Below are 21530 nucleotides of genomic sequence, written 5' to 3'. Positions count from 1 at the left end.
TTGGGTCCTGGACAGTTTGCGCACGGTCTGTGCCGCGACTGTCGCGATAGGAGTGACTGTGACGTCGGAAACCAGCGCAAACCCCGAAAGACCAATCGAAGCGTGGCCGGTCAGCGCATATCAGCGCGACGTACTCGGCTTGGCGTTCCGGCTGGCACCGGAACCCGTTGCGCAGCAGACCTATAGCCTGCGCATCGATGAGCCGTTGGATATCGCACGGCTGCGCGCGTGCTGGCAGCGGGCCCTGATGAGCGATGACGCATTGCGTTTGCGGTTCGTCTTCGAAAAGGGCGAATTCCGCCAATGGATTTCGAATGAGATTCCGCCGGTCGAGGTCATCGACCTGACCGGCGCACCGGATCCGGAGGCCGCCACCCAGGAATGGCTGTGGCGCGAGGTCGGCGCGCCGGAGCGGCCGGATCGGCCCGCTCGGCTGGCCGCGGTGGTGGATCGGCCGGACCGGTTCTTCCTGTTCATGTCGTTCCATCACGCGCTGGCCGACGGCTATGGCATGAATCCGGTCATCGCCACGCTCGATACCAGCTACAAGATGAAAGATGTTCCGCTCGAACAGCTTGCGGTCCCTGAACCGGCCAACGAGCACACCGACCGTTCGGCGGCCACCTACCGTCTGATCGCCGAGGACGACGAGACGTACCGGGCCTCCGAGCAGTACACAGCGGACCGTGACGGTCTGCTCGCCGCGCTCGACGGCGTCGAACCAGCGCTGTTCCCCAACCGGACCAGCTCGCCGAGAATCGCCCGAGGCCACTACAGCAGGATGATTCCGGGCGAGTACCTCGATCGTGTCCGTGCGACCGGTGTCACCGTCTTCGCGTATCTGACCGCCGCGGTGGCGACATATCTCGCGACGATCCACCGCGCCGATCAGGTGGTGATCGGCGTCCCGATGCTGAACCGGCATTCCGCGCAGACCTATCGCACGCAGGGGCATCGCGCCAATGTCGTCCCGCTGCCGGTGCGCGTCGATCGCGATGTGCCGCTCAGGCAGATCGCCGAGCAGGTGACCCAGCAGATTCGAAAGCTCAAGAAGCATCAGCGCTTCCCGTACGGCGAATTGACCCGTGCGCTGAATCCAGATCCGGCCGCGCCGCCGCTCTACGATGTCGCCTTTTCGCACACGAAGCTGCCGGATGCCGATTACGTCCACGAGCTGATCTCGAAATGGACGGTGCACAATCCGGGTTCGGTGACCAACGCACTCACTATCGTCACGGCGGAAAACGGTCGCGACGGCTCGATCAGCCTCCAGTTGTTCTACGACAACGACATTTTCGACGCGAACCTTCCGATCGAATCGGCGCTGCGCAGCGTCGGTGAAATGGTCACCGCGTCGCTGGACCATCCGGAAACCCCGGTGGGCGCGCTGCCGCTGCTTTCGGAGCAGGCTCGTGCCGAAGTGGCAGCCTTCGAGGCGGGGCCGCGCATCGAATTCCCCTACACCACCATTGATCGGCTGTTCACCGAAAAGGCCGCCGATCATCCGGACCGCGTTGCGGTGGTGTCGGCGGATTCCCGTGAACTGAACTACGCCGAATTGGCCGGTCTGGTGGACGGTTTCGCCGCGCGGCTGCACGAGCTCGGCGCAACTGGGAACACGTGCATTCCGGTCGTGCTGCCCCGGTCGACCGACATGCTCATCGCGGTGCTGGGCATCCTGCGGGCCGGATGTGCTTACGTGCCGCTCGATCCGGATTATCCGGCGGCGCGCATCGAAACGATTCTCGCGGACTGCGAAGCACGGTTCGTGGTCGCCGGAGCTGAGCATGCGCAGCTCTTCCGGGATCTCGACGTCACTCGCGTCACAGCGGCCGACTCGCTCACCGGTGCTGTCGAAAATGTCTCGCACCCACATGATTTGAGCTACCTCATCTACACCTCTGGCTCGACCGGTGTGCCCAAGGGGGTGATGGTCGAGCATCGCTCGGTGGTCAACCGGCTGATCTGGATGCAGCGCAGCTACCCACTTTTCGCCGATGATGTGATCCTGCAGAAAACGCCTGTTACCTTCGATGTTTCGGTGTGGGAGTTGTTCTGGTGGGCCATCGCCGGAGCCAAGGTCGCGCTGCTCGAGGTCGGCGGTGAGCGCGATCCGCGCCGCATCGCCGAGGCCATCGAGGCGAATGCGGTGACCGTCATGCACTTCGTGCCGTCCATGTTGGCGGCCTTCGTGGACGAACTCGAGGCGGATCGCACGATCGTGGCGCGCATTGCCAGCCTGCGCCGAGTGTTCTGCAGTGGTGAGGCACTGCCGCCCGCGCTCGTTCGCCGTTTCCACGCTGCCTTCGCCGCGGTCACGCAGCGGCCACCGCAGTTGGTAAACCTGTACGGGCCCACCGAGGCTACCGTTGACGTTTCGTATTTCGACTGCCCACCCACTAACGACCGCTTGCGGGTCGCTCGAGAGAGCCAGCGGGATTCGCTCGATCTGGTGCCCATCGGCCGTCCGATCGACAATATCGACCTGCTGGTGCTCGACGAATCCGGACGCCGCATGCCTATCGGCGTCCCCGGTGAACTCAATATCGCCGGAGTCGGGGTCGCGCGCGGCTACCGCGGTCGCCCCGACCTGACCGCGGCCGCATTCGTCGACGATCTGACCGTGCCGGGCCGTCGTCGCTACCGCACCGGTGACCTTGCGCGCTGGCTGGCCGATGGCACCCTGGAATACCTGGGCCGCTTCGACGATCAGGTCAAGATCCGCGGTAACCGGATCACGCTCGGCGAGGTGCAGAACGCGATCCTCGGCTGCGCGGGTGTGCGCGCGGCGGTCGTCGTCGACGAGCAGTCCGAGACGCATGGACCGCATCTGGTCGGATACTTCGTCGGCGATGACGTGACCGGTGACGAGATCGCCGAACAGATCGCGATGCTCCTGCCGCGCTATATGATTCCCACCCGGCTGCTGCGCGTCGATCGTATTCCCTTGACCCCCAACGGCAAGACCGACCGCAAAGCGCTGGCACGGGTGGCGGCGGTTTCGGAGCATGCGGACTTCGCTGGTGTGCCGATCGAGCCGCGGACACCGGTCGAGGCCGAACTGGCACAGGTCTGGCGGACCGTGCTCGGCATCGACTCCATCGGTGTACACGACAACTTCTTTACCCACGGCGGCGATTCCATACTCGCGCTATCGGTACGCACCGCCGCTGAACGCGCCGGACTGTTCTTCGATGTGGATGCCTTCTATGAGCATCCGACCATTGCCGAATTGGCCCAGATCGTCTCGGATGGCCCGGACGGCAACCGGATTCGCATCGCCGATCGATTGGCAACGGTGCCGCTGATCGACCGCGCCGCACTGCATCGGGCCGAGGATGCCTTCCCGGCCACCGCATTGCAGCTCGGCATGCTCTTCCACAGCATCGAGCGCACGGATTCGGTGACCTACAAGGACGTCTTCCGCTATCGGTTCGAAATGCCTTGGGATGCTGATCAATTCCATGCCGCACTCGACCGGCTGGTGCGTCGTCAGCCCGCGCTGCGGTCCTCGTTCGAGCTGAGCAAGTATTCGGTCCCGCTGCAGGTGGTGCACAGGGCGATCGAGTACGAGTTGGAGATCGTCGATGTCTCCGATCTCGATCCGGTGCTGGCCGATCAGGAGGTCGAGGACTACACCCAGCAGCGCAGGCACGCGCGATACGACCTTGCCCGCGCCCCGCTGCATGCGGTCCGGGTATTCCTGCGGCCGTCCGAAAGTGCGCTGCAGACGATCGATCTGGTGCTCAGCTTCCACCACGCGATTCTCGACGGATGGAGTGTCGCGACCTCGGTGCTCGAACTGCTGGTCGACTACCTGAACACGCTGGGACTGATCCAAACCGGTGTCGATGACACGCCGCATACGGCTACCGTCCTGGCCGAGTACGCCCAGTCCGAGATCGCCGCCGTGCACGATGATTCGGCCCGCGCGTACTGGCGCGCCGCACTGGCCGGAGCCGAGCCGACCGCGCTGACCGCCCTCAGGGTCCACGAGGGTGCGGGTGCGGAGGAACCGCAGGTCGCCGCCGTGGTGCCGCGTCGGCTCGCAGAGCGGATCACCGCATTCGCCGCTCGGCACCAGCTGCCCGAGAAGGCGGTCTACCTGGCGGCGCACTGCCTGACCCTGCGGACGGTGACCGGACGCGCCGATATCACCACCGGTGTGGTGAGCCACGGCCGACCGGATCGGGCGGGCGCGGAAAGTATTGCGGGCCTGTTCCTGAACACGCTGCCGATACGGCTGGACGACACCGCCACCACTTGGCGCGAGGCTGTCGAGCAGATAGCGCGACGGGATCGCGACGCCTACCCGCACCGGCGCTATCCGCTGCGGTCCATTCTGGCCGACGGCGGGCCCGCCTTCGAGACGGCCTTCAACTTCATCAACTACCACCTCTTCGCACCAATTCTCGGTACTGACCGAGTCCGCCTGCGCGACTTCGATGTTCGCGAGGACACCAATTTCCAGCTGTTGGTAACTGTGGCCCATGACCCGCGCGACAACCGGATGTGGGTGCGTGTCAACGGTGACCACACGCTGACCAAGGATCAATGCGAGACCGTCGCCGTGACTCAGCTGCGCATACTGGCGGCGATCGTCACGGATCCGGATGCGGCGATCGATCGCGGCACCGGTCCGGCGACCGCGCGCGATGTCGGCACGCTGGTCGCCGATGCCGCCGCGCTCAATCCGCACACCGTCGCCGTGCAGGGCGACGAATCCAGCCTCACCTACGACGACCTGATCGAGCGCAGCGAACGACTCGCCCGGTGGCTGAATGGCGTGGGGATCAGACCAGGTGACCGGATCGGCATCCTGATGAGCCGTCGCCCGGAATTGGTGCTGCTGGTGCTGGCACTCATGCGAATGGGTGCGGCCTGCGTGCCGCTCGATGTCAGCTACCCGAGGGCCCGGCTGAACCTCATGATCGATCGTGCCCGCCCGCACCGCGTGATCGCCGATGCCGCCTATGCCGAGATCGTCGACAATGTTCGACTGGTGCTGGACACCGCGGAGGTGTTCGATCCGACCACCGACAGCGACATGGATCTCGCGGTCCCGGACCACATTTCGCCCGACGCGCTCGCCTACGTGCTGTTCACCTCCGGCTCCACCGGCGAACCCAAGGGCGTCGCCATGGCGCACCGCGGCCTGACCACGCTGGTCGACTGGCAGAACCGCAGCCCATCGGGCATGAACTTGGCCAGCACATTGCAGTTGGCGCCATTGAGCTTCGATGTGTCGTTCCAGGAGATCTTCACGACCCTGGCGGCGGGTTCCACGCTGCGGGTGAGTTCGGCGGATTTGCGTTCGAATGTCGATGAATTGCTGAATACCGTTGTCGCCGAACGCATCGAGCGGCTGTTTCTGCCCTATGTCGCACTGCAGGCCTTTGCGGAGGCCGTGGTCGCCCGGCGAAAGTTCCCGGTCGACCTGAAAGTGCTCGCATCCTCGGGGGAGCAATTGCGCATCACCGACGAGATCCGCGCGCTGTGCACAGTGGTGCCGGGGCTGTTGCTGGAAAACCAGTACGGCCCAACGGAATCCCACGTCGCGACCGTATTCACTCTCGCCGGCTCACCTGACGACTACCCGGCGCTGCCGCCCATCGGCCGCCCGGTAGACGGCGATACCGTCGAATTGCTCGACAGTGCCCTGCGCCCGGTGGCCGACGGTGTGATCGGTGAGATCTATCTCGGCGGCCGTTCTCTCGCTCGCGGCTACCAGGACCAGGCGGCGCTGACCGCGCAGCGGTTCGTGGCCACCCACGGTGGTGCGATCCTCTACCGCACGGGCGATCTCGGCGTGCGGCTGGCCTCCGGGGATCTCGTGTGCCTCGGCCGCAGTGACAGTCAGGTCAAGATTCGCGGCTTCCGGGTGGAGCCCGCCGAGGTGGAATTGTGCATCCTCGGACTGGCCGAGAAGTACCCGGCCATCACCGAAGCGGCGGTGGTGGCACGGGGATTCGGCGGCATCGACGGTGCGCTGATCGCCTTCCTGGTCGGCGCTGCCGAGCAGACCGATCTGGCCGCGCTGCGCCACGATCTGCGCGGCGTACTGCCCGCGCACATGGTGCCGTCGCGCTTCGTCTTCCTCGGCGAACTGCCCCGTACGCCCAGCGGTAAGCGTGACGATGGCGCATTGCGCTCGATTGCCGAATCCGCGCCGGAATCGGTTACCGCACAACGGGCACCCGCCGACGAATACGAGCGCTGCGCGGTCGAACTACTCGCCGAGTACGCGGGGCTACGCTCGATCGGTCTCGACGAGGATTTCTTCGCCGCGGGCGGCACCTCTATCGGCGCTATGCGCGTGGTGATGGGGTTGTCGCGGCGCTTCGGTGTCGATGTGCCGCTGGATTTGTTCATCGGCGCGCCGACCGCAGCCCAACTCGCGGCGCTGATCCGGTCCGGCAATACCAGGCGCACCTTCGATCCATTGGTGCCGATCACCGTCGGCGGTCATAAGCCGCCGCTGTTCCTGGTGCATCCGATCGGCGGAAATGTGCTGTGCTACTTGGCGCTTGCCCGTTATCTCGATCCGGATCGCGCGGTCTACGCCCTGCAGGCCGCGGGCGCGGACGCGGGCAGCGCACCGGAGAAGACGATCGTCGGGATGGCCGAGTCCTACCTGGCGGCGGTGCGTCGCGTACATCCGGAGGGGCCCTACCACCTGGCTGGTTGGTCCTTCGGGGGCAATGTCGCGCTGGAGATGGCACGGCAACTGCCCGAGCGGGAGGTGGCCAGTGTGACGCTGCTGGACACCATGGCATTGCGTCAGCAGGCTCGCGAACCCATCGCCGAGGAGCAGCTCATTCGCTGGTTCTTCCTCGAATTGCTGTGGTATGCCCGCGGAAACAAGGCCGCACTGGTCGATTTCGAACCCGACGTGCACGGATCCGAGGAGCTCTTCGATGTGATGCTGGCGGAGTCGATCCGCTCCGGCATCCTGCCCGCCGACAGTTCACCGCAGGCGATCCGGCGGCTCTTCGAGGTGTTCCACGCCAACTACACGGCGTTGCTGGAATACCGGCTCGAACCCTATGACCGCGATATCACTCTGCTGCGCGCCCAGGAGGGCCTGCCGCCGGGTGTGGATTTCGCGCATCAGGCCGTCGGCAGCATGTTCGACAGCGCGAATAACGGTTGGGAGCAGTACGCCGCCCGGCGCTTCACGCTGGTCCCGGTGCCCGGCGACCACCTACACATGATGACCGAACCGCATGTTCGCGAGGTCGCGGTGCAGTTGGATTCGGCGCTAGCGGCGGCCGATCCGGATCCGGACCGGGAGTTCGGTGTCGAAATGCTCGACGCCTGATGGTTTGGCCCCGATGGGTGCGGTTAACCGGAAGCTTGAACTAGAGTTCCGGGGTGGCCGCAGCTATCGGGGCGGCTCTCCATCGTGTGTGCGATTGGCCGACGTCTGAGTCGATTCCGATGTCGGCCAAGGTTTTTCGAGAAGGAGAGTGGTTGCCGTGAAGTTGGGAATGATCGCGCTGTGCTCGGCCGCTGTGGGACTCGTGGGGGCCGGAACCGCGCAGGCGGCCGGGAATGCTGTGGTCGGCGGTGGCTCCGGCCTGGTCTTCGATAACAACTCCGCGTGCTCGCTGACCGCGATCGGCTACGACAACGCCGGACAGCTGGTCGGACTGACCGCGGGGCACTGCGCCCCGACCGGCTCGCGATTCGGCGCCGAGCGCTTCCTGGATGCCGGTGTGATCGGCACGGTGGCCTACTCCGATGACGGCGAAGGCCTCGATTTCGCTGTGCTGCAATTCGATTCGAACAAGGTCACGCCCGTGCGCGATGTCGGCCCGACCACCATCGCGGGAATCGGTGCGGCACCAGCGCCCGGTGAACCGGTGTGCACGAGCGGGCGCAGCAGCCGATTCGACTGCGGTGTGGTCTGGGGTTCGCTAGAGGGCACGACGATCAACCAATCCTGTTCCAAGCCTGGCGATTCCGGTGGTCCGGTTACCGTCGGTGATCGGCTGGTCGGCATGAATCAGGGGCGGCTGACCGGAATCAACGGCGTCGGGTTCAATATTCCGTGCATCTTCCCGGCGATACCCATTCACTCACCGGCATTCTTCGCCCCGATCGATAAGATACTTCAGGCCGTGGACGCCACCGGCGGGGTCGGTAGCGGATTCCAGGTCATCTGATCCGCCGCGAGTCCGGGCACCGGGGTGTTCGGCATTGTCATGCTGGCCGGGGCGGCGGCGCTGCGCGGGCCGTTGGGGCTGCCGACCGCTTGGTCCATCCCGTTCGGCGTCGCGATGGTCGGTGGCGGACTCGCACTGCTGCTCATTGCCGGGTACCCGGATCTCGTGCCGAGTCATGCGATTGCTGTTATCGGGGTCAATGTGGTCTCGGCGCTCGCGCTGGTCGTGTTGGCATTCTCGGGTCTGCTCGAGTTGACCGGGCTCGGAGTCGCGTTCCTGTTGATCGGTGCTGTGTGGGTGGCGGTGCTGGCGGCGCTGGAGCTGAGTGGGGTGCGGCGGGCCGGGATCTGAACTATCGGTGCCATGCGGGGAGTGCGCCCGTCGAGATGTCATCCGGGAGGTCGAGCAGGTCCTACATCGGACGTCACCGCGATGAACATCTCGTTCTCCAGCCGCGGATCATCCTCTCCGCACCGCTGTTGGCATCCGGTGAAGGCGAAACCTGTTCGCAGATACAAGGACTCGGCGTGATGGTTGCCCTCGACCACCCAGAGCCGAAGTTCCCCGTGACGATATGCCCTGGCCCAGTCGATGGTGGCGGCCAGCAGGGAATCCGATGCTCCGGTGCCGCGTGCGTTCGGGTTCACCCAGACCGACACCACGATCGGCGGACTGTCGGCCTTGGTGACGATGCCCGCCGAGCCGACGACTCGGCCGTCGTGCTCGGCGACGAACAGCAGCCGCGTACCCATCCACTGCCGCCACTGCGCCTCATCCCACCGCGACGCCACTTCGAACCTCGAAGCGAACGTCCCCGGTGGCGATCCCGCCAGAGCATCGAGCCGGATCTCCCGGGCGACCGTCCACTCGCCCTCACCCAACTGCCGCACCCTCATCCGGCGATCGTGCATCGACACCGCTGCCTCGCGCAAACCTGCGAGGAGCCGTGAGAGCCAAGCGCACTTCCAGCGCACCACGTGTGGGTACAGCGAGAACGCGGACGTGAACGCCGCCAAGGACATTCTTGCCGCGGGACGTGCGGTGACCGCCTGTGAAGACCTCGGCGCTAGCCGGTCCGCGAAGCTGGAACCGACTGCCGCCTAGCGGACGAATCTCCGTAGTTCAGGGCGGGGAGGACGTCAAATGCGCCGAGTCGTCGGCTCAGCGCAGTCGTCCGCGACGATTCGTCAGTCGTCCGTCGTGTATCGCTTGGTCGCGCAGCGATTCGGTTGTCTCGGTGTCTCGTTCGTGGGCGAGATCCAGCATGGCAAGTCCGGTTTCGCGGATCAGCCCATCCAGATCGTCGAGCATCGCGGCGATCGCATCACTGGCCGTTCGCAATTCAGCGGCGCTCGGATCCGGCCGATCGAAAACCATGCGGAGTTTGTGCAGCCGCAGCCCGGTGTCGAAGAGGCGGCGCACCAGCCGATCGCTGGAGTCGGCGAACGCGGTGGCGTTTCCGGATAGCTCCTTGGCGGGGCCGAATGATCGGCGCGGCCTGCTGCGCCACGTGCTTCGGCTGCTGCCGCCGCGGGCGCCGGTCCGGGAGCTCGACCGCACATCGTCGGGCATCGAAATTCCTCCTGAGTCGTTGATAATGGTGGCCACGTTTCGGGACCCCGGAGACGTGGCCATTCGACTGCGCCCGATTTCAGCGGGTACGAACGGCTCCTTCGGAAAACCGATACCTGTTTATCCTTCGTACAGTGTAATTGCTTGCTAGGCAACATGTTCACCGCCTGTCCGGAGTGAGGTGATCGATAGAGGGTGCTTCGCGCCGCGAACTGGTGGACAATGGGGTATGGCAGTAGAAGGTGTGCGGGAGTCACGCGAACTGTCGGTCGATACCGCACTGCACCTGCTGGGCACGATCGGATTCGGGCGTGTCGCGTTCTCGCGTTACGCCTTACCCGCGATTCGCCCGGTCAGCCACGCGATGGTCGAGGAGCATCTGGTCATCTACGCCGACGCCGCGACGACCGGTTCGCTCGATCGTCAAGTCGTGGCCTACGAGGTGGACGCTATCGACCACCGAACCTCCCTCGGCTGGTGTGTGATCGTGACCGGTATCGCCGACACCGTGCGCGACCACAAAGAAATCGTGCACTACCAGCAGTTCTTGCCTGCTCGCACGGTCGGTGCCGGTGATCGAGTGACCAGAATCCTGCCCGATATCGTCACCGGAATCGAGTACGTGGGACCGGAAGAGGGTGATCGGTAGTCGCTCAAAGGTCCGGAATCCTCTCGGGCAGTATCGGTTCGAGTTTGGTGAGGAAGCGCGCGAAATGTGGATCGGCGTCGATCCGGTCGAAGGTGTCGATATCCCACCAGCGTGCCGCACCGAATTCACCCGGGTCCAAGGTGTATTCGCGGGTGCGGTCGCCGTGGATGACGTACCAGAGGCTGACATCCTGGTGTCCCGCGTGGGTACCTACCGTCGTGGTGACGCTGAGGAACAGCGGTTCGGTTCCGATGACGGTGAATTCGGGATCGATGCCCAACTCCTCCGTGGCCTCGCGTCCGGCGGCCGCCAGCGGATGTTCTCCCGGTGAGATATGACCGCCGGTCGGCAGCCACAGTCCAGCCAGGAGATGCTGGCCGAGCAGGACACTGCGCGCTCGCGGGTCGACGAGCACCACATACGAGACCAGATGCCGCGGGGGAGTGTCGGGTTTGATGCGACGGAATACATCATCGGTCGAAGCCAGCCAGGCCCTGGTGTCCTCGATCTGCTGCAGCTCGAGCGCATCGAGCGGCGTGATCCCATCGACGATAGCGGCGACGGTCGCGGTCGCGAGGTTCATGGCAGGCGACTGTAGTCGCGGGCACCGACAGGTTTCGCGCAGCGCGGACTATTCCAGGACGACCGGGCGCAGCCGCGTGGTGTAAACCCCGGCGCGATCGAGCGCATCCGCGGCGGCATCGAGCTCGATCATGGTCTCCTCGAAGACTTCCCGCGCCCCGGCAATGCAGTAAGCCGGGGTGGTGAGCGCCCCGATCCCCTCGGTATCGACCAATATCCCCGAGGCCTGCAACGAACCGTAATCGGCATCGAGCCCGGCCAACTCCCCACGCAATTCCCGCAGCCGACGAAACACCTGCTGCCGGCGAATCTCCAGTGCCAATGGATCGGTCATCCCACGCACCCCACTTCCGCCATGAACTCTACCGCGACCTACTTCGACGGCTCGAACTCCAGCAGCACCGGTCCCTTCGGAAGCGGGAAGAAGCTGTGATGGCTCTGCGGATCGACGGCAACCGTGTGCGCGCCGGCAGCGAGATGCCTCGACCCCACCGCGGTCGTATGCCCCGCACGCTGCTCGAGCAGATTCACCCAACCGCTCTCGGCGGCCACATACAACCGCTGGGCCGAGGCGTCATAGACCAGCACATCGGGAGTTTCGCCGACGCTGTTCTCGTCGACCACATTCCGATGGGTGAGATCGACCGTGACCAGACGCGCATTGTCCTCACAACCCACGAACATCAGCTGATCGGCCGCATCGAGGGCCTGGCCGTGCGGTCCGGCGCAGCCAGGGACCGGAATCCGATCGGTCACCGCCAGCGTCGCCGGATCGATGACCGCGAGATCTCCCTTGCCCTGCACCGCGACAACCATGCGATCGGCATCGGCGTCGTAGACCACATTGCCGACCTCTCCTCCCAATGACACTGTGCCACGGAAGGTTCCGGTATCGGCGTCGACGACTGTCTCGGTCCCGGCGCGTTGATCGGTGGTCCACACGGCGGCGCGTCGTGAATCGTAGGCGAGTCCGTCCGGATAGTCGCCGGTCGGCGTGGTCCACACGATTGCACCGGTCTCCGAATCGATGGCCGCGAGCTGGTTGCGTCCCGTCGCGGTCGCGTAGGTCCGCCGCCGCTGTGGGATCGCCAGCACACCGTGCACATCCGGCAGATCCGAAATGGTCCGCACCACCCGATGCGAACGAATATCGACCTCGACAACCGCACCCGCACCCATATGCGCCAGCCACAGCAGACCGGACCCGGCATCGAGACTCATGTAATCGAATCGCCCTGCGGCACCAGGCAAATCGAGCTGCCCGACCTGACGCAGCGGCAGTGCGTCGGACGGCACGGCGCCACCGCAGCCGGTCGCAACTATGGCGACCGCGCAGGCCAGGCCCATCCGCCACATCGCAGCCTCCCAAGGAGGTGATCGTGGTTTCAGGCTAATGAACTCAGCACAGGCCCGCGAGTTTGTAGAGCACGAGGGATCCTTCGAGTTCTCCGATTATGAAAGCTGGAGATCACGCCTGACCAGGGGTTATCTAATATGACGCGTATGCGTGTGCTCGGCCGTGTTCGGTTGTCTCGGTTCTCTGATCAATCCACCGTACGGGTAATCAAGCCGAGAGCCCCCGGTTCGTCATTCCGCGGGCCGTCCGCGTCGTTTGTCGAGTGCTGCCCCGATCAACGTCCGTGCAGCCTCGCCGGTCACGGACTGATTAACCAGGATATCGAACGTCCGGTGATACACCTTTATTTCTCTCGGCTGAGTAACGTTCAGCTCTGCCGTGATACCCTCGACCAAAACCATTTTTGAGTCGAACATTAAGAAGCTGGTTGTTGCAGTTTCGAACGGTGCCATAAACGGAACTATCCCTAACGTCACCCGTGGCATCCCCTGAACGGCCAGCAGTCGGTCTAGTTGTCCGATCATGGTCTGATCGTCTCCGACCGTCGTATATAGAGCTTGTTCGGCGATGACGAAGTGGAAAAGATGGTCTCGCTGATACAAGACCTGTTGGCGTTGCATCCTCTTCGAGACGCCTTCGTCTAGATCGTTTGGTATCTGCTGGAACTCGATAACCTTCCGCAGGATGCCGGTAGCGTAGTCGGCCGTTTGGAGCAGACCCGGAATTAGCACAGGCTCATACGATCGAAGTATCCGAGCTTCGGATTCCCATTTGATGGATGCTTGTTGGCGGCGCTTGGTTCCGGTACCGAGGATCTTCCGCCATTCGAGGTATGCGGATTCTATGTTTTGCCGGGTGGCGAGCAGGTCCGCTAGCTGGTCTTCCGCCTTGCACTCTCGGCAGTACGCGGATATATCGTCAGGCGACGGCTTGATTCTGCCGTACTCGATCTTCGAGACCTTGCTAGGGTCCCAGTCATTACGCCGCGCTAGTTCTGCGCCGGATATACGCGCAGTAAAACGAATCTCCCGAAGCCGTGCCCCGAGAGATTCGCGTTGCTGGTCTACGGAATCGGTCACCGCGTGACGTACTCCGAATAACGTACAGCCAGAGACCAGAACCGTTCTTTTAGTCCGTGGCAGTAAGCGGCAATGTACGGGTCGGTGGTTACCGCCCCGGACCACCCCCCGGACTCTCCGAATGCGGAGAAAATGACCATCTCGTCATCGAACAGCCACCAGTCATCGGGCGGTACTTCCCCGGCGAGATGCCGGGGCAGGTACCGGATGCCCTCACCAGCCTTGGTGTTGAGTTCGGCTGCGGCCATTGAGAATCGGGTGTAGTCGGTATGAGGGACCGTGACGATACGGACCCGCGTAACCGCTACACCTCGGGCGGTTGTCTCCTCCGCGAGGTCGCTCCAGTCTTGGAACCAGGCGTAGTCATCGGGTTCACCCGCGAGGAACCGCCGAAGCGGTTCGTTCTCGTACGGCTCGGCATAGGAGTCGAGCACTTCGAGGTGGAACGCTTCCCGCTTGCAGGTCCGGAGCAGACCCGGAAAACCCTCATCGGGCACTAGCCGCACCGTAGAACGTCCTTTCTAGTTTCGGGACCTCGATAGCCGTTTCGTCGTCAGCCAGGTCGAGTTGACTCAGTGTCTCGTCATCCGTGATCGGTCGACCGGTCAGCCGGAAACGTACCCCGACCGGTGTCGGTCAACGTCGCACCGATGAACGTATCCGGCTCCAAGAAGCCGAGCAGTAGGTGAGGCAGCTCAACGGTATCGGTGTGGTCTGTCTTCCATGCTTGGACGACGTACCCGCCAGGGTCCTTCGCCAGCAAGGTAGGGCATCCGTTGTTGGTGCTTCCGCCTTTGCCTAGAAAACGTAACGACATCGCTGTACCTCCCTGTTGAGTCATGCACGAGGTTGCACGTACCTAATCGATTGTGGCGCAGCGATGCTCACTGTGCAGTGGGAATATTCGATCTGTGCATGATTGAGCATGATCGTGGACCGACACGGTAGACGGTTCGTAGCGTTCGAAGTCGGCCCCCGTGGCACGTGACGCCAACCGGTCACGGGGTGCCTACCAACATCGGACTACAGGAGTCGAGATGGACAGGCGCACAAGACTGTTCGTATTCCCAGGCGGGTTGCTGGAGGTCTCCGACAACGGCGACGAAGACGGTTCGTTGTATCTGGAGTTGTTCGGGCCGGATCCCCGGACCGAGCAAACGAGCCGCCACGCGACCGAACCAGAGGTTTCCTGATGCTCGACTGGCATATCGGCCTGGTCGTGGCGGTATGTATCCCGCTCGGTGTGTTCGTGGTGGCGGTGTTCTGGCCTCAGCGGATGCCGAAAGAGAAGTCGGTACAAGCGATTCGGGAACGGATCGAACGCGAAGACACGCGTCAGCAAGGCGGTATCTAGATGACCGGCGAAGATCTTCCGGAACGTGACCCCGGCGCGAAATTGGGCCTGTTTCTTCTCTCTGCGTTTGACGAGTGGGACCCTCCGACGCCTGATCTTCTAGAGCGAGTTATGTCCGGACTGAACGATTCGAATCCATCAAATTCGGGGGGTTCCCTTTGAAGACCAAAATTGCGCGATTAGGGCTTATCTCTGCGGGTGTGCTGATCGGCATTCTTCCAGCGGGTACGGTCGGTACCGGCACGGCCCACGCCGCCCGCAGTTGCGATTTCGAATTCACCCACAGCGTGCCGACAGTGCTACCGCCCCAGATCACCGGGGACGGCATTGCCGCCTGTGATGTCCCGCCGGACGAACACATAGTTACGTTGTCGCTGGACTATCAAGAGGGTGGTAGGTGGGTCTCTGCCTCCGCCCGTCCCGATTCGACCATTCCACCGCCGTACCGGGCCGGTGGGCACTCGTACGCGGTGTCGGCCGCGTGCTACGCCGGGAAATGGCGCGTCAGCGTCGGCATACGGGGCAAGATTCAGGGGCACCAGTTCACCTACACCAACGCATCCGGCGCCGTGGAGGTACCAACCTCCAAGTGCCCGAATCGTTTCTGAGCAAGGGAGCGGCATGTCTACCACGGAACCCCCCGGTGTACTCGACAAGGAAACCTCGGAGCGGATGCGAGACCAGCTCCAAAAGATCACGGAGGAGGCGGGCCGGTACCTCGGTCCAGAGCACCGGGCCATAGCCGCACTGGTTCAAGCTGCACGAGAGTTGGCAGTAGCCACCTTCCCTAAGTCGTCGGGGCGGTACGCCGAGTACACCCCGGACGAGTGACCACGGAGGGGATCAGCAGCCCCCGGCCATTCGGCCATGATCGAAGTAGGCCCTGGTTTTCGCCGGGCTCTCCTGGCGTTTGGGGGCATTCAGACTGCCTAGCTGCTAAATAACCCGCTGGGGTGCGTTCGGCACGATCCGTTCGAGGATCTTCGTTGCCTTGCTCGTGAGCTGCCCCCCGACACGGCCGGGGCTTCCGGTGAGCAGATCCTGCTTCCGCGCTTGCCACAGATGCCCGCGAACGGTGTTCGTTGTCTTCCCGATCATCTCGGCTAGGTAGTCGTTGGGCTTTGCTTGCCGTCGTGTGGACGGCGCGTCAGGAAGGTCGTCAGACGGGGTAACCGAAGCTGATCTTGCGGGTGGTGGGGTCGGCGGCGACCAGGCGCACCCGGACCTGAGCGCCTTCCGGAGGTGCGCCGATGCAGGGGCCTACGACTGGTGGGTCGGCGATGAAGACCTCGGCGGGGCGGGTGCCGTTGGCTTCGCGTACTACGACGGCTTCGAAGATCGCGCCGCTGCGTTCGGCCAGCAGGGTGGATTCGGTGAGGTCGATGCAGGCGCGTTCGACCTTGCCTGCGAGGCTGTCGCTGCGCTTCATCGATTCTGCGGTGGGGATCAGGCCATCGCGAACCCATTGCGGGACTTCGGTTCCGGCGCAACGCGCGAGGCAGATCTCGATGGCGAAACGGTCGGCGAGGCGACGCAGCGGTGCGGTGACGTGTGCGTACGGCGCGCCGATTGCACTGTGCTGCAGGTTGTTCCCGGTTTGGGGGTTACTCGCTGGCCTGGCACTGGTTCGCCCCCCGCCCACCGAGCCCGCGCTACCGACCGCACCTCGAATGCCCGCCGAGCCCTTGCCGCCGACCGAGCCCGTGCCGCCTGACGTGTCGACGGAACCCGCCCTGTCCGGTGCGCCCACGCCACCCCGCGACTCGGAATCACCTGCAGACCGCGAATCAGCCGCAAGCTCCGCATCGCTCGCCGACCAGCCACCGCCCGTCGATCGCACACCGCTTACGGGTGGAGCACCACCGGCAGACCGAGCAACCGCGCCAGCACCATTCCCTCCTGCGACAGCCCCATCGAGCACCGTATATCCCGCACCACGCAGCAGCCCTGTCGCCTCGGACATCAGCACCAACGTCGCAGGCGCGTTCGGATCGAGCCTGGCCAACAACCGTCCGACAGACTGATCCGCGGGCCAGTCAACCCCCAACGCCGCAGCAGTCCGGCGCATCGAATCGATCGCCGATTCAGTGGGCGGCGGCATGGTCCGCAGCAATGCGATCCGCTCACCAACACTGGGCACACCGTCGGATCCCCCGCCGCGCAACATGATTTGCGCGGCGCATATACCGGTCAGCAAGGAAATCTGCTCATTCCAGTCGTCGGCGGCGGTGCGCGGTTCCACCACTAGACGCCAGTGGCCGACGGCCTTGTCGTCACGGATGATGCTCTGGGCGGGCAGGCGCAGCCCGATCGCGCCACGGGCCAGCCCGGCCTCGATGCGCCGCGTGCCGAATTCCGGCAGGGCCGCGATCGAGGGGTGCAGGCGGTTCGCGTCGGCGTCGGCTTGGACGCTGGCGTAGTCGAGCCGGGCCCGCGAGCGCACGGTGGCCCGGATCACCGAGAATCGTTGCGGCTCCGCGTTCTCATCGCATTCGATGGTCCAGAGCGCGACGGGCCTGTTCTGGTCGGGCAGCAGACTCGCGGAATTCTCCGACAGGATCGGCGGGTGCAGCGGCACGGTGCCGTCGGGGAGATAGAAGGTTTGGCCGCGCGCGCCCGCTTCTCGGGCCAGCGGGCCCGCGGGGTCGATTACCGCGCCGACATCGGCGATCGCGTAATGGACGGTGAAACCGGAAGAGGTGTGTTCGATATGCACCGCCTGGTCCAGATCCATGGCGCCGGGCGGGTCGATGGTGACGAATGGAATATCGGTGCGATCGGCGCGTGCGCCCGCGAACGCGTCGATCGCGTCGCGGGCCGCCGCGGTGGCCTCGGCGGGATACGCCGAGGCCAATCCGAATTCGGATCGAATGGCGCCGAAATCGACCGGTGCCGACACGATCCGCTGGTGGAGTTCCACGCTGTCGCAGTCGGTCGCTACTGCAGTGCCAGCATGGTGCCGTTCAATTCATTGAGCGGGCCGTACACGGTAAAGGTCACCCGTCCACCCGGGACACCGGCGGAAACGTCCGCCGCCGCGTCCAGCGCCTGGCCGAACGATGCCGCCGACGGATGCGGCAGACCGGCGATGGCCTGCCCGATGTGATTCTGGTGCACCCAGGCAGTGTCGGCCGAGTTGAGGTCGACCTGGACCCCACCCGCCAGCGGGGTGACCGCGACCGCCGAGGCGGACCCGGTGCCCAGCATGGCGAAAACCGATGCGGCCCCGGCGATGAGCGCACCGGCGACCAGTGAACGAACAATCCGCATAGAGTTGTGACCTGCTTCCGTGATCGAAGAATGTGATTTCGTGGCGGACCGGCAACGGGTCTTACCAACGGCGCCTACTCTATGACGTCGCTCACGTTCTAGGCCAGCTCCAACCGAATCGCCATGCCGGACACGCCGAACCCGGCGGCGTCACGGCCCGGCTGCTAGGGTTCCCCGGCGTGGCGGGATCGAGCTTTTCCCGCACATTCGCAAGTGACCCGTACGTCGACAATTGGGAGTTATCCACTGATGTCAACGATTCTTTTCGATTACCTGATGCCTCTACTCGGCCCCGAGCAGGCGGCGTATTGGGCTCAGGTTTTCATGGTCAACCCGCTCTGACCTCACCGTCAGCGATGCGGTCTTCGTCGCCTTCCGTTAACCAGACGGGAGGCGACGTTTCCCAAGTGCCGCTAGCATCCCGCTGCGTGACCAGAACTACCGCCGCAATCGCGGCCTGCTTTACCGTGTCAGCCCTGCTCCTTGCCGGTTGCGGCGATAACAATGACTCTTCGGCCGCGCCCGCTTCCGCGACGACTTCGGCGGCCAAGGCCGCGGGCGGCGAGACGTTGGACAATGTCAAGGCGGGGACGTTTGTCGTCAGCTACCGCAGCGCCTTCCCCAAACTCGCCGAGGGCAAAGACGACGCCAAGATCCGCGACATCCTGGTCGAGACGTGCAAGGACATCAAGGCCGGCAAGAGCGAGGACGAGGTCGTTCCGAACGTCGTCAAGCGCACAAAGGGCGCCGCCGGGGAGGCCTCCAAGGAAGAGGCCCAGGCGATCTATCAGATGGCGAAAATGCTCTGCTGAGCCGAAAGCTCAATCCTTCAGCCACGGCAGGTAATTGGGCAGGTATTTCAATACATACCCCACCGTGATCATGACGACGATCGCGATCACGGGAATCAGTATGGACATCGGCCCGGTTTCCTTACGTTGTGCTACCGATGCGGTCGTACGGCGCACGATCGCTGCCGTACCCGTATCGGTATACGCCCGTTGTGTTACGGGCGCGTTCCATCTTGTTCGGCCGCGGGCGTGTTTCCCTGACCGAGCGCCGGTGTCGGCTCGGGCGGGGTGATCTCCGGTGTGGCTTCGGATGGGGTCGTGGCCTCAGTGGTGGTTTCCCCGGTGGGTGTGCCCCGTTCCAGGAATCGCAGCAATTCCACCGGGAACGGCAGCACCAATGTCGAATTCTTTTCCGCCGCAACCTGAACCACGGTCTCCAGCAATCGCAGCTGCAGTGACGCGGGGGATTCCGACATTTGCGCGCCCGCCTGCGCCAACTTCTTCGAGGCCTGCAATTCACCCTCGGCGGATATCACGCGTGCCCGCCGTTCCCGTTCCGCCTCGGCCTGCCGCGACATCGAGCGCTTCAGTGCATCCGGTATCGACACATCCTTGATCTCCACCCGATCGATATGGATACCCCAGCTGAGCGCCGGGCTATCGATCATGATCTCCAGCCCCTTGTTCAACTCCTCGCGATTGGACAACAGGCTGTCCAGATCACTCTTTCCAATGATCGAACGCAAGGATGTCTGCGCCACCTGCCCCACCGCGAACAGATAGTTCTGTACTTCAACCACCGCGCACACCGGATCGATCACCCGGAAGTAGACCACCGCGTCGACGCGCACCGTCACGTTGTCGCGGGTGATGCCGTCCTGCGCGGGCACCGGCATGGTGACGATCTGTGTGGAGACCTTGCGCATCCGGTCGATAAATGGAATCAGCATGCGGAGTCCGGGATCTCGGGTTCCGACCACGCGGCCGAACCGGAACACCAGCCCTTTCTCGTATTGGGCGACAATGCGTGCGCTCATCGCGGTGAGCACCCCGCCCGCGATTGCTCCCACCCCGATAATCGCCCCGATAACACCAAGAATATCCATGGCTACACCCCGTACGAAGTGCCTGACCGCACCGAATTCCGGCTCAGCGGTCCACTTCCATCATGGCACCGGATTGCAGGGCGGACGAGTTGACCTGTAAGCCGGATCCTGTCCCCGGTTCCCACCGGGTGACGGCCATCCATCTGGACACACCGTTGCCGGGTGCCTCGAGCGGTCCACCCGCAGGCTCGGGCGAGCAGCCCTCGAACACCTGCGCAGCCGCACCGCGAACGGTGCGACCTTCGACCTTGCTCCGGGCGGGGTTTACCTAGCCGCCCCGGTCACCCGGGGCGCTGGTGCGCTCTTACCGCACCGTTTCACCCTCACCGCACGATCCCGAGGGATCGTGGGCGGTCTGTTTTCTGTGGCACTTTCCCGCGGGTCGCCCCGGGTTGCCGTTAGCAACCGCCCTGCTCTGTGGAGTCCGGACTTTCCTCGGCGACGGGCGGCGGCACTCACGTACCCGTTCCCATCACCGCGGCCGCCCGGCCAACTCGTCCGCAGCGTTTAGCCTACTTCGATCAACGGGTACGTTGTTGACTGGCCTGACCTGGTGACCGGTCGGGGGGCAAGAGTTCGGACCGAAACAGTACGGTGAGGTGCCATGGAACGTGTCGAGGTCAGTTTTCCCTCGGGTAGCGAGCACTGCGCTGCCTGGCTATATCCCCCCGCTGGCATCCCCAAGCCCCGCCCACTCGTTGTCATGGGGCATGGACTCGGCGCAAACCGGGAGATGGGTCTGGATAGGTACGCCCGGCGCTTCGCCGCCGCCGGGATGGGTGTGTTGGTATTCGATTACCGCCATTTCGGAGCCAGCCAGGGTGCGCCGCGTCAGCTGCTGCATATCGCTCGGCAGCGTGCGGACTGGCGCTCGGCCATCGCTTACGCGCGCACGCTGCGCGGCTTCGACGCGACCCGAATTGCACTATGGGGTACCTCTTTCGGCGGCGGCCATGTGCTGTCGGTCGCGCCCGATGACGACTACATCGCGGCTGTGGTCGCTCAGGTACCGTTCACCAGCGGCTGGGCCTCGGCGATTGCGAAGGGCCCGACCAGCCTGACCAAGGTGGCCACCATCGCGGCCACCGATCTGCTCGTCGGTCCGATCCGGCGCAAGCCTGTTCGCGTGCGGTTGGCCGGTCGCAAGCGTTCAGCGGCGCTGATGAGCGCGCCGGATGCGCCGGAGGGTTACGGCAGGCTCGCCGATGAGAGCGAGACCTACGAACCGAAAGTCGCTGCCCGCGTGGCATTCTCGACACTGTTCGATTCCCCCGGCCGCCGGGCCAAGGCATTGAAGATGCCGGTCTTCTACGCGATCGCCGATAACGACACCATCGCACCGCCGAAGCCGACCCTGCGCGCGGCCGAACGCACCAAGCACGCGATCGTAAAGCGTTATCCGGTAGGGCATTTCGATGTCTACTTCGACGATGTGTTCGAGCAGGCGGTGTACGACCAGACCGAGTTCCTGGTGTCGGTGCTGCGGCCCTAGCTGGAATGACCATGGCCGGATGCACTTCTCGTGCTGGTGCGTCCGGCCGCCTGGTTCCACCGTCGCTCGTTCTGCCGATGCGCTGTTAAGCGTGGCCGATGGCGAGCGGC

General features: G+C 64.2%; 20 protein-coding genes and 1 other RNA gene. 10 read left to right on the top strand and 11 right to left on the bottom strand.

Annotated elements, in window-relative coordinates:
* Window positions 1–58 precede the first annotated feature (58 nt).
* The 3 genes from ACIBG0_RS32965 (at window position 59) to ACIBG0_RS32955 (ending at window position 8519) form a co-directional block, all read left to right on the top strand.
* Window positions 59–7321: an amino acid adenylation domain-containing protein gene (locus tag ACIBG0_RS32965; RefSeq protein WP_397037932.1), complete on the top strand. Its 7263-nt coding sequence runs from the start codon at window positions 59–61 to the stop codon at window positions 7319–7321.
* A 157-nt stretch (window positions 7322–7478) separates the two neighbouring features.
* The gene (locus tag ACIBG0_RS32960) at window positions 7479–8168 is read left to right on the top strand and encodes a S1 family peptidase (RefSeq protein WP_397037930.1); all 690 of its coding nucleotides are present in this window, start codon (window positions 7479–7481) and stop codon (window positions 8166–8168) included.
* 24 nt (window positions 8169–8192) lie between these two features.
* Window positions 8193–8519 carry a hypothetical protein gene (locus tag ACIBG0_RS32955; protein WP_397037928.1) on the top strand — a complete coding sequence of 109 codons (327 nt, stop codon included), beginning with the start codon at window positions 8193–8195 and terminating at the stop codon, window positions 8517–8519.
* Window positions 8520–8557: 38 nt separating this feature from the next.
* Here the strand turns inward: ACIBG0_RS32955 and ACIBG0_RS32950 are convergent, their stop codons facing one another.
* Window positions 8558–9064, bottom strand: coding sequence for a GNAT family N-acetyltransferase (locus ACIBG0_RS32950; RefSeq protein ID WP_397037926.1), 507 nt, complete (start codon window positions 9062–9064; stop codon window positions 8558–8560).
* Between the two features lie 265 nt (window positions 9065–9329).
* Window positions 9330–9740, bottom strand: coding sequence for a hypothetical protein (locus ACIBG0_RS32945; RefSeq protein WP_397037925.1), 411 nt, complete (start codon window positions 9738–9740; stop codon window positions 9330–9332).
* Window positions 9741–9969: 229 nt separating this feature from the next.
* On the opposite strand from ACIBG0_RS32945, the gene ACIBG0_RS32940 reads away from it, so the two are divergent.
* Window positions 9970–10389 (top strand): pyridoxamine 5'-phosphate oxidase family protein, encoded by a 420-nt coding sequence (locus ACIBG0_RS32940; RefSeq protein WP_397037923.1) that lies wholly within the window; start codon window positions 9970–9972, stop codon window positions 10387–10389.
* 4 nt (window positions 10390–10393) lie between these two features.
* Here the strand turns inward: ACIBG0_RS32940 and ACIBG0_RS32935 are convergent, their stop codons facing one another.
* From ACIBG0_RS32935 to ACIBG0_RS32915, 5 genes are all read right to left on the bottom strand, one after another.
* Window positions 10394–10972 (bottom strand): NUDIX hydrolase, encoded by a 579-nt coding sequence (locus ACIBG0_RS32935; RefSeq protein WP_397037921.1) that lies wholly within the window; start codon window positions 10970–10972, stop codon window positions 10394–10396.
* 48 nt (window positions 10973–11020) lie between these two features.
* Window positions 11021–11305: a hypothetical protein gene (locus ACIBG0_RS32930; RefSeq protein WP_397037919.1), complete on the bottom strand. Its 285-nt coding sequence runs from the start codon at window positions 11303–11305 to the stop codon at window positions 11021–11023.
* Window positions 11306–11343: 38 nt separating this feature from the next.
* A complete protein-coding gene (locus ACIBG0_RS32925; RefSeq protein ID WP_397037918.1) occupies window positions 11344–12327 on the bottom strand; it encodes a YncE family protein in 984 nt (327 codons plus the stop codon).
* A 231-nt stretch (window positions 12328–12558) separates the two neighbouring features.
* On the bottom strand, window positions 12559–13407 hold the full coding sequence (locus ACIBG0_RS32920; protein ID WP_397037916.1) for a helix-turn-helix domain-containing protein: 849 nt from the start codon (window positions 13405–13407) through the stop codon (window positions 12559–12561).
* Window positions 13404–13904 carry a DUF6879 family protein gene (locus ACIBG0_RS32915; protein WP_397037914.1) on the bottom strand — a complete coding sequence of 167 codons (501 nt, stop codon included), beginning with the start codon at window positions 13902–13904 and terminating at the stop codon, window positions 13404–13406. The genes ACIBG0_RS32920 and ACIBG0_RS32915 overlap by 4 nt, the downstream gene beginning before the upstream one ends.
* Before the next feature lie 540 nt (window positions 13905–14444).
* Between ACIBG0_RS32915 and ACIBG0_RS32910 the strand changes: the two genes are divergently transcribed.
* From ACIBG0_RS32910 to ACIBG0_RS32895, 4 genes are all read left to right on the top strand, one after another.
* The gene (locus ACIBG0_RS32910) at window positions 14445–14600 is read left to right on the top strand and encodes a hypothetical protein (RefSeq protein WP_397037912.1); all 156 of its coding nucleotides are present in this window, start codon (window positions 14445–14447) and stop codon (window positions 14598–14600) included.
* Entirely contained in the window at window positions 14600–14761 is a 162-nt protein-coding gene (locus ACIBG0_RS32905; protein ID WP_397037910.1) for a hypothetical protein, read from the top strand. The genes ACIBG0_RS32910 and ACIBG0_RS32905 overlap by 1 nt, the downstream gene beginning before the upstream one ends.
* A gap of 158 nt (window positions 14762–14919) precedes the next feature.
* A complete protein-coding gene (locus ACIBG0_RS32900) occupies window positions 14920–15369 on the top strand; it encodes a hypothetical protein (protein WP_397037909.1) in 450 nt (149 codons plus the stop codon).
* Window positions 15370–15382: 13 nt separating this feature from the next.
* On the top strand, window positions 15383–15592 hold the full coding sequence (locus tag ACIBG0_RS32895) for a hypothetical protein (RefSeq protein WP_397037907.1): 210 nt from the start codon (window positions 15383–15385) through the stop codon (window positions 15590–15592).
* A 328-nt stretch (window positions 15593–15920) separates the two neighbouring features.
* On the opposite strand, the gene ACIBG0_RS32890 is transcribed toward ACIBG0_RS32895, so the two are convergent.
* Both ACIBG0_RS32890 and ACIBG0_RS32885 read right to left on the bottom strand, forming a co-directional pair.
* Window positions 15921–17660 carry an RNB domain-containing ribonuclease gene (locus tag ACIBG0_RS32890; RefSeq protein WP_397037905.1) on the bottom strand — a complete coding sequence of 580 codons (1740 nt, stop codon included), beginning with the start codon at window positions 17658–17660 and terminating at the stop codon, window positions 15921–15923.
* A gap of 38 nt (window positions 17661–17698) precedes the next feature.
* On the bottom strand, window positions 17699–18031 hold the full coding sequence (locus ACIBG0_RS32885; RefSeq protein WP_364345362.1) for a hypothetical protein: 333 nt from the start codon (window positions 18029–18031) through the stop codon (window positions 17699–17701).
* Between the two features lie 428 nt (window positions 18032–18459).
* On the opposite strand from ACIBG0_RS32885, the gene ACIBG0_RS32880 reads away from it, so the two are divergent.
* The gene (locus tag ACIBG0_RS32880) at window positions 18460–18843 is read left to right on the top strand and encodes a hypothetical protein (protein ID WP_397037904.1); all 384 of its coding nucleotides are present in this window, start codon (window positions 18460–18462) and stop codon (window positions 18841–18843) included.
* Window positions 18844–19037: 194 nt separating this feature from the next.
* Here ACIBG0_RS32880 and ACIBG0_RS32875 read toward each other — a convergent pair whose 3' ends face one another.
* Window positions 19038–19928, bottom strand: coding sequence for a slipin family protein (locus ACIBG0_RS32875; protein WP_397037902.1), 891 nt, complete (start codon window positions 19926–19928; stop codon window positions 19038–19040).
* Window positions 19929–20009: 81 nt separating this feature from the next.
* Window positions 20010–20425, bottom strand: an RNA gene (gene rnpB, locus ACIBG0_RS32870) — RNase P RNA component class A.
* Window positions 20426–20532: 107 nt separating this feature from the next.
* Here rnpB and ACIBG0_RS32865 point away from each other — a divergent pair.
* Complete coding sequence (locus ACIBG0_RS32865; RefSeq protein ID WP_397037900.1) at window positions 20533–21420, top strand: alpha/beta hydrolase; 888 nt, start codon at window positions 20533–20535, stop codon at window positions 21418–21420.
* The last annotated feature ends 110 nt before the right edge of the window (window positions 21421–21530 follow it).

The sequence above is a fragment of the Nocardia sp. NPDC050630 genome, from assembly GCF_044457245.1.
Lineage (GTDB): Bacteria > Actinomycetota > Actinomycetes > Mycobacteriales > Mycobacteriaceae > Nocardia.
The sequence above is the reverse complement of the archived record's forward strand: the minus strand, read 5'-3'. Positions and strand labels throughout refer to the sequence as shown.

Excerpts from the sequence above, each read along its gene's own strand:
- ACIBG0_RS32950 (WP_397037926.1), bottom strand. The coding sequence starts at position 9,064 with ATGAGGGTGCGGCAGTTGGGTGAGGGCGAGTGGACGGTCGCCCGGGAG.
- ACIBG0_RS32945 (WP_397037925.1), bottom strand. The coding sequence starts at position 9,740 with ATGCCCGACGATGTGCGGTCGAGCTCCCGGACCGGCGCCCGCGGCGGC.
- ACIBG0_RS32940 (WP_397037923.1), top strand. The coding sequence starts at position 9,970 with ATGGCAGTAGAAGGTGTGCGGGAGTCACGCGAACTGTCGGTCGATACC.
- ACIBG0_RS32935 (WP_397037921.1), bottom strand. The coding sequence starts at position 10,972 with ATGAACCTCGCGACCGCGACCGTCGCCGCTATCGTCGATGGGATCACG.
- ACIBG0_RS32930 (WP_397037919.1), bottom strand. The coding sequence starts at position 11,305 with ATGACCGATCCATTGGCACTGGAGATTCGCCGGCAGCAGGTGTTTCGT.
- ACIBG0_RS32925 (WP_397037918.1), bottom strand. The coding sequence starts at position 12,327 with ATGTGGCGGATGGGCCTGGCCTGCGCGGTCGCCATAGTTGCGACCGGC.
- ACIBG0_RS32910 (WP_397037912.1), top strand. The coding sequence starts at position 14,445 with ATGGACAGGCGCACAAGACTGTTCGTATTCCCAGGCGGGTTGCTGGAG.
- ACIBG0_RS32905 (WP_397037910.1), top strand. The coding sequence starts at position 14,600 with ATGCTCGACTGGCATATCGGCCTGGTCGTGGCGGTATGTATCCCGCTC.
- ACIBG0_RS32895 (WP_397037907.1), top strand. The coding sequence starts at position 15,383 with ATGTCTACCACGGAACCCCCCGGTGTACTCGACAAGGAAACCTCGGAG.
- ACIBG0_RS32885 (WP_364345362.1), bottom strand. The coding sequence starts at position 18,031 with ATGCGGATTGTTCGTTCACTGGTCGCCGGTGCGCTCATCGCCGGGGCC.
- ACIBG0_RS32875 (WP_397037902.1), bottom strand. The coding sequence starts at position 19,928 with ATGGATATTCTTGGTGTTATCGGGGCGATTATCGGGGTGGGAGCAATC.
- ACIBG0_RS32865 (WP_397037900.1), top strand. The coding sequence starts at position 20,533 with ATGGAACGTGTCGAGGTCAGTTTTCCCTCGGGTAGCGAGCACTGCGCT.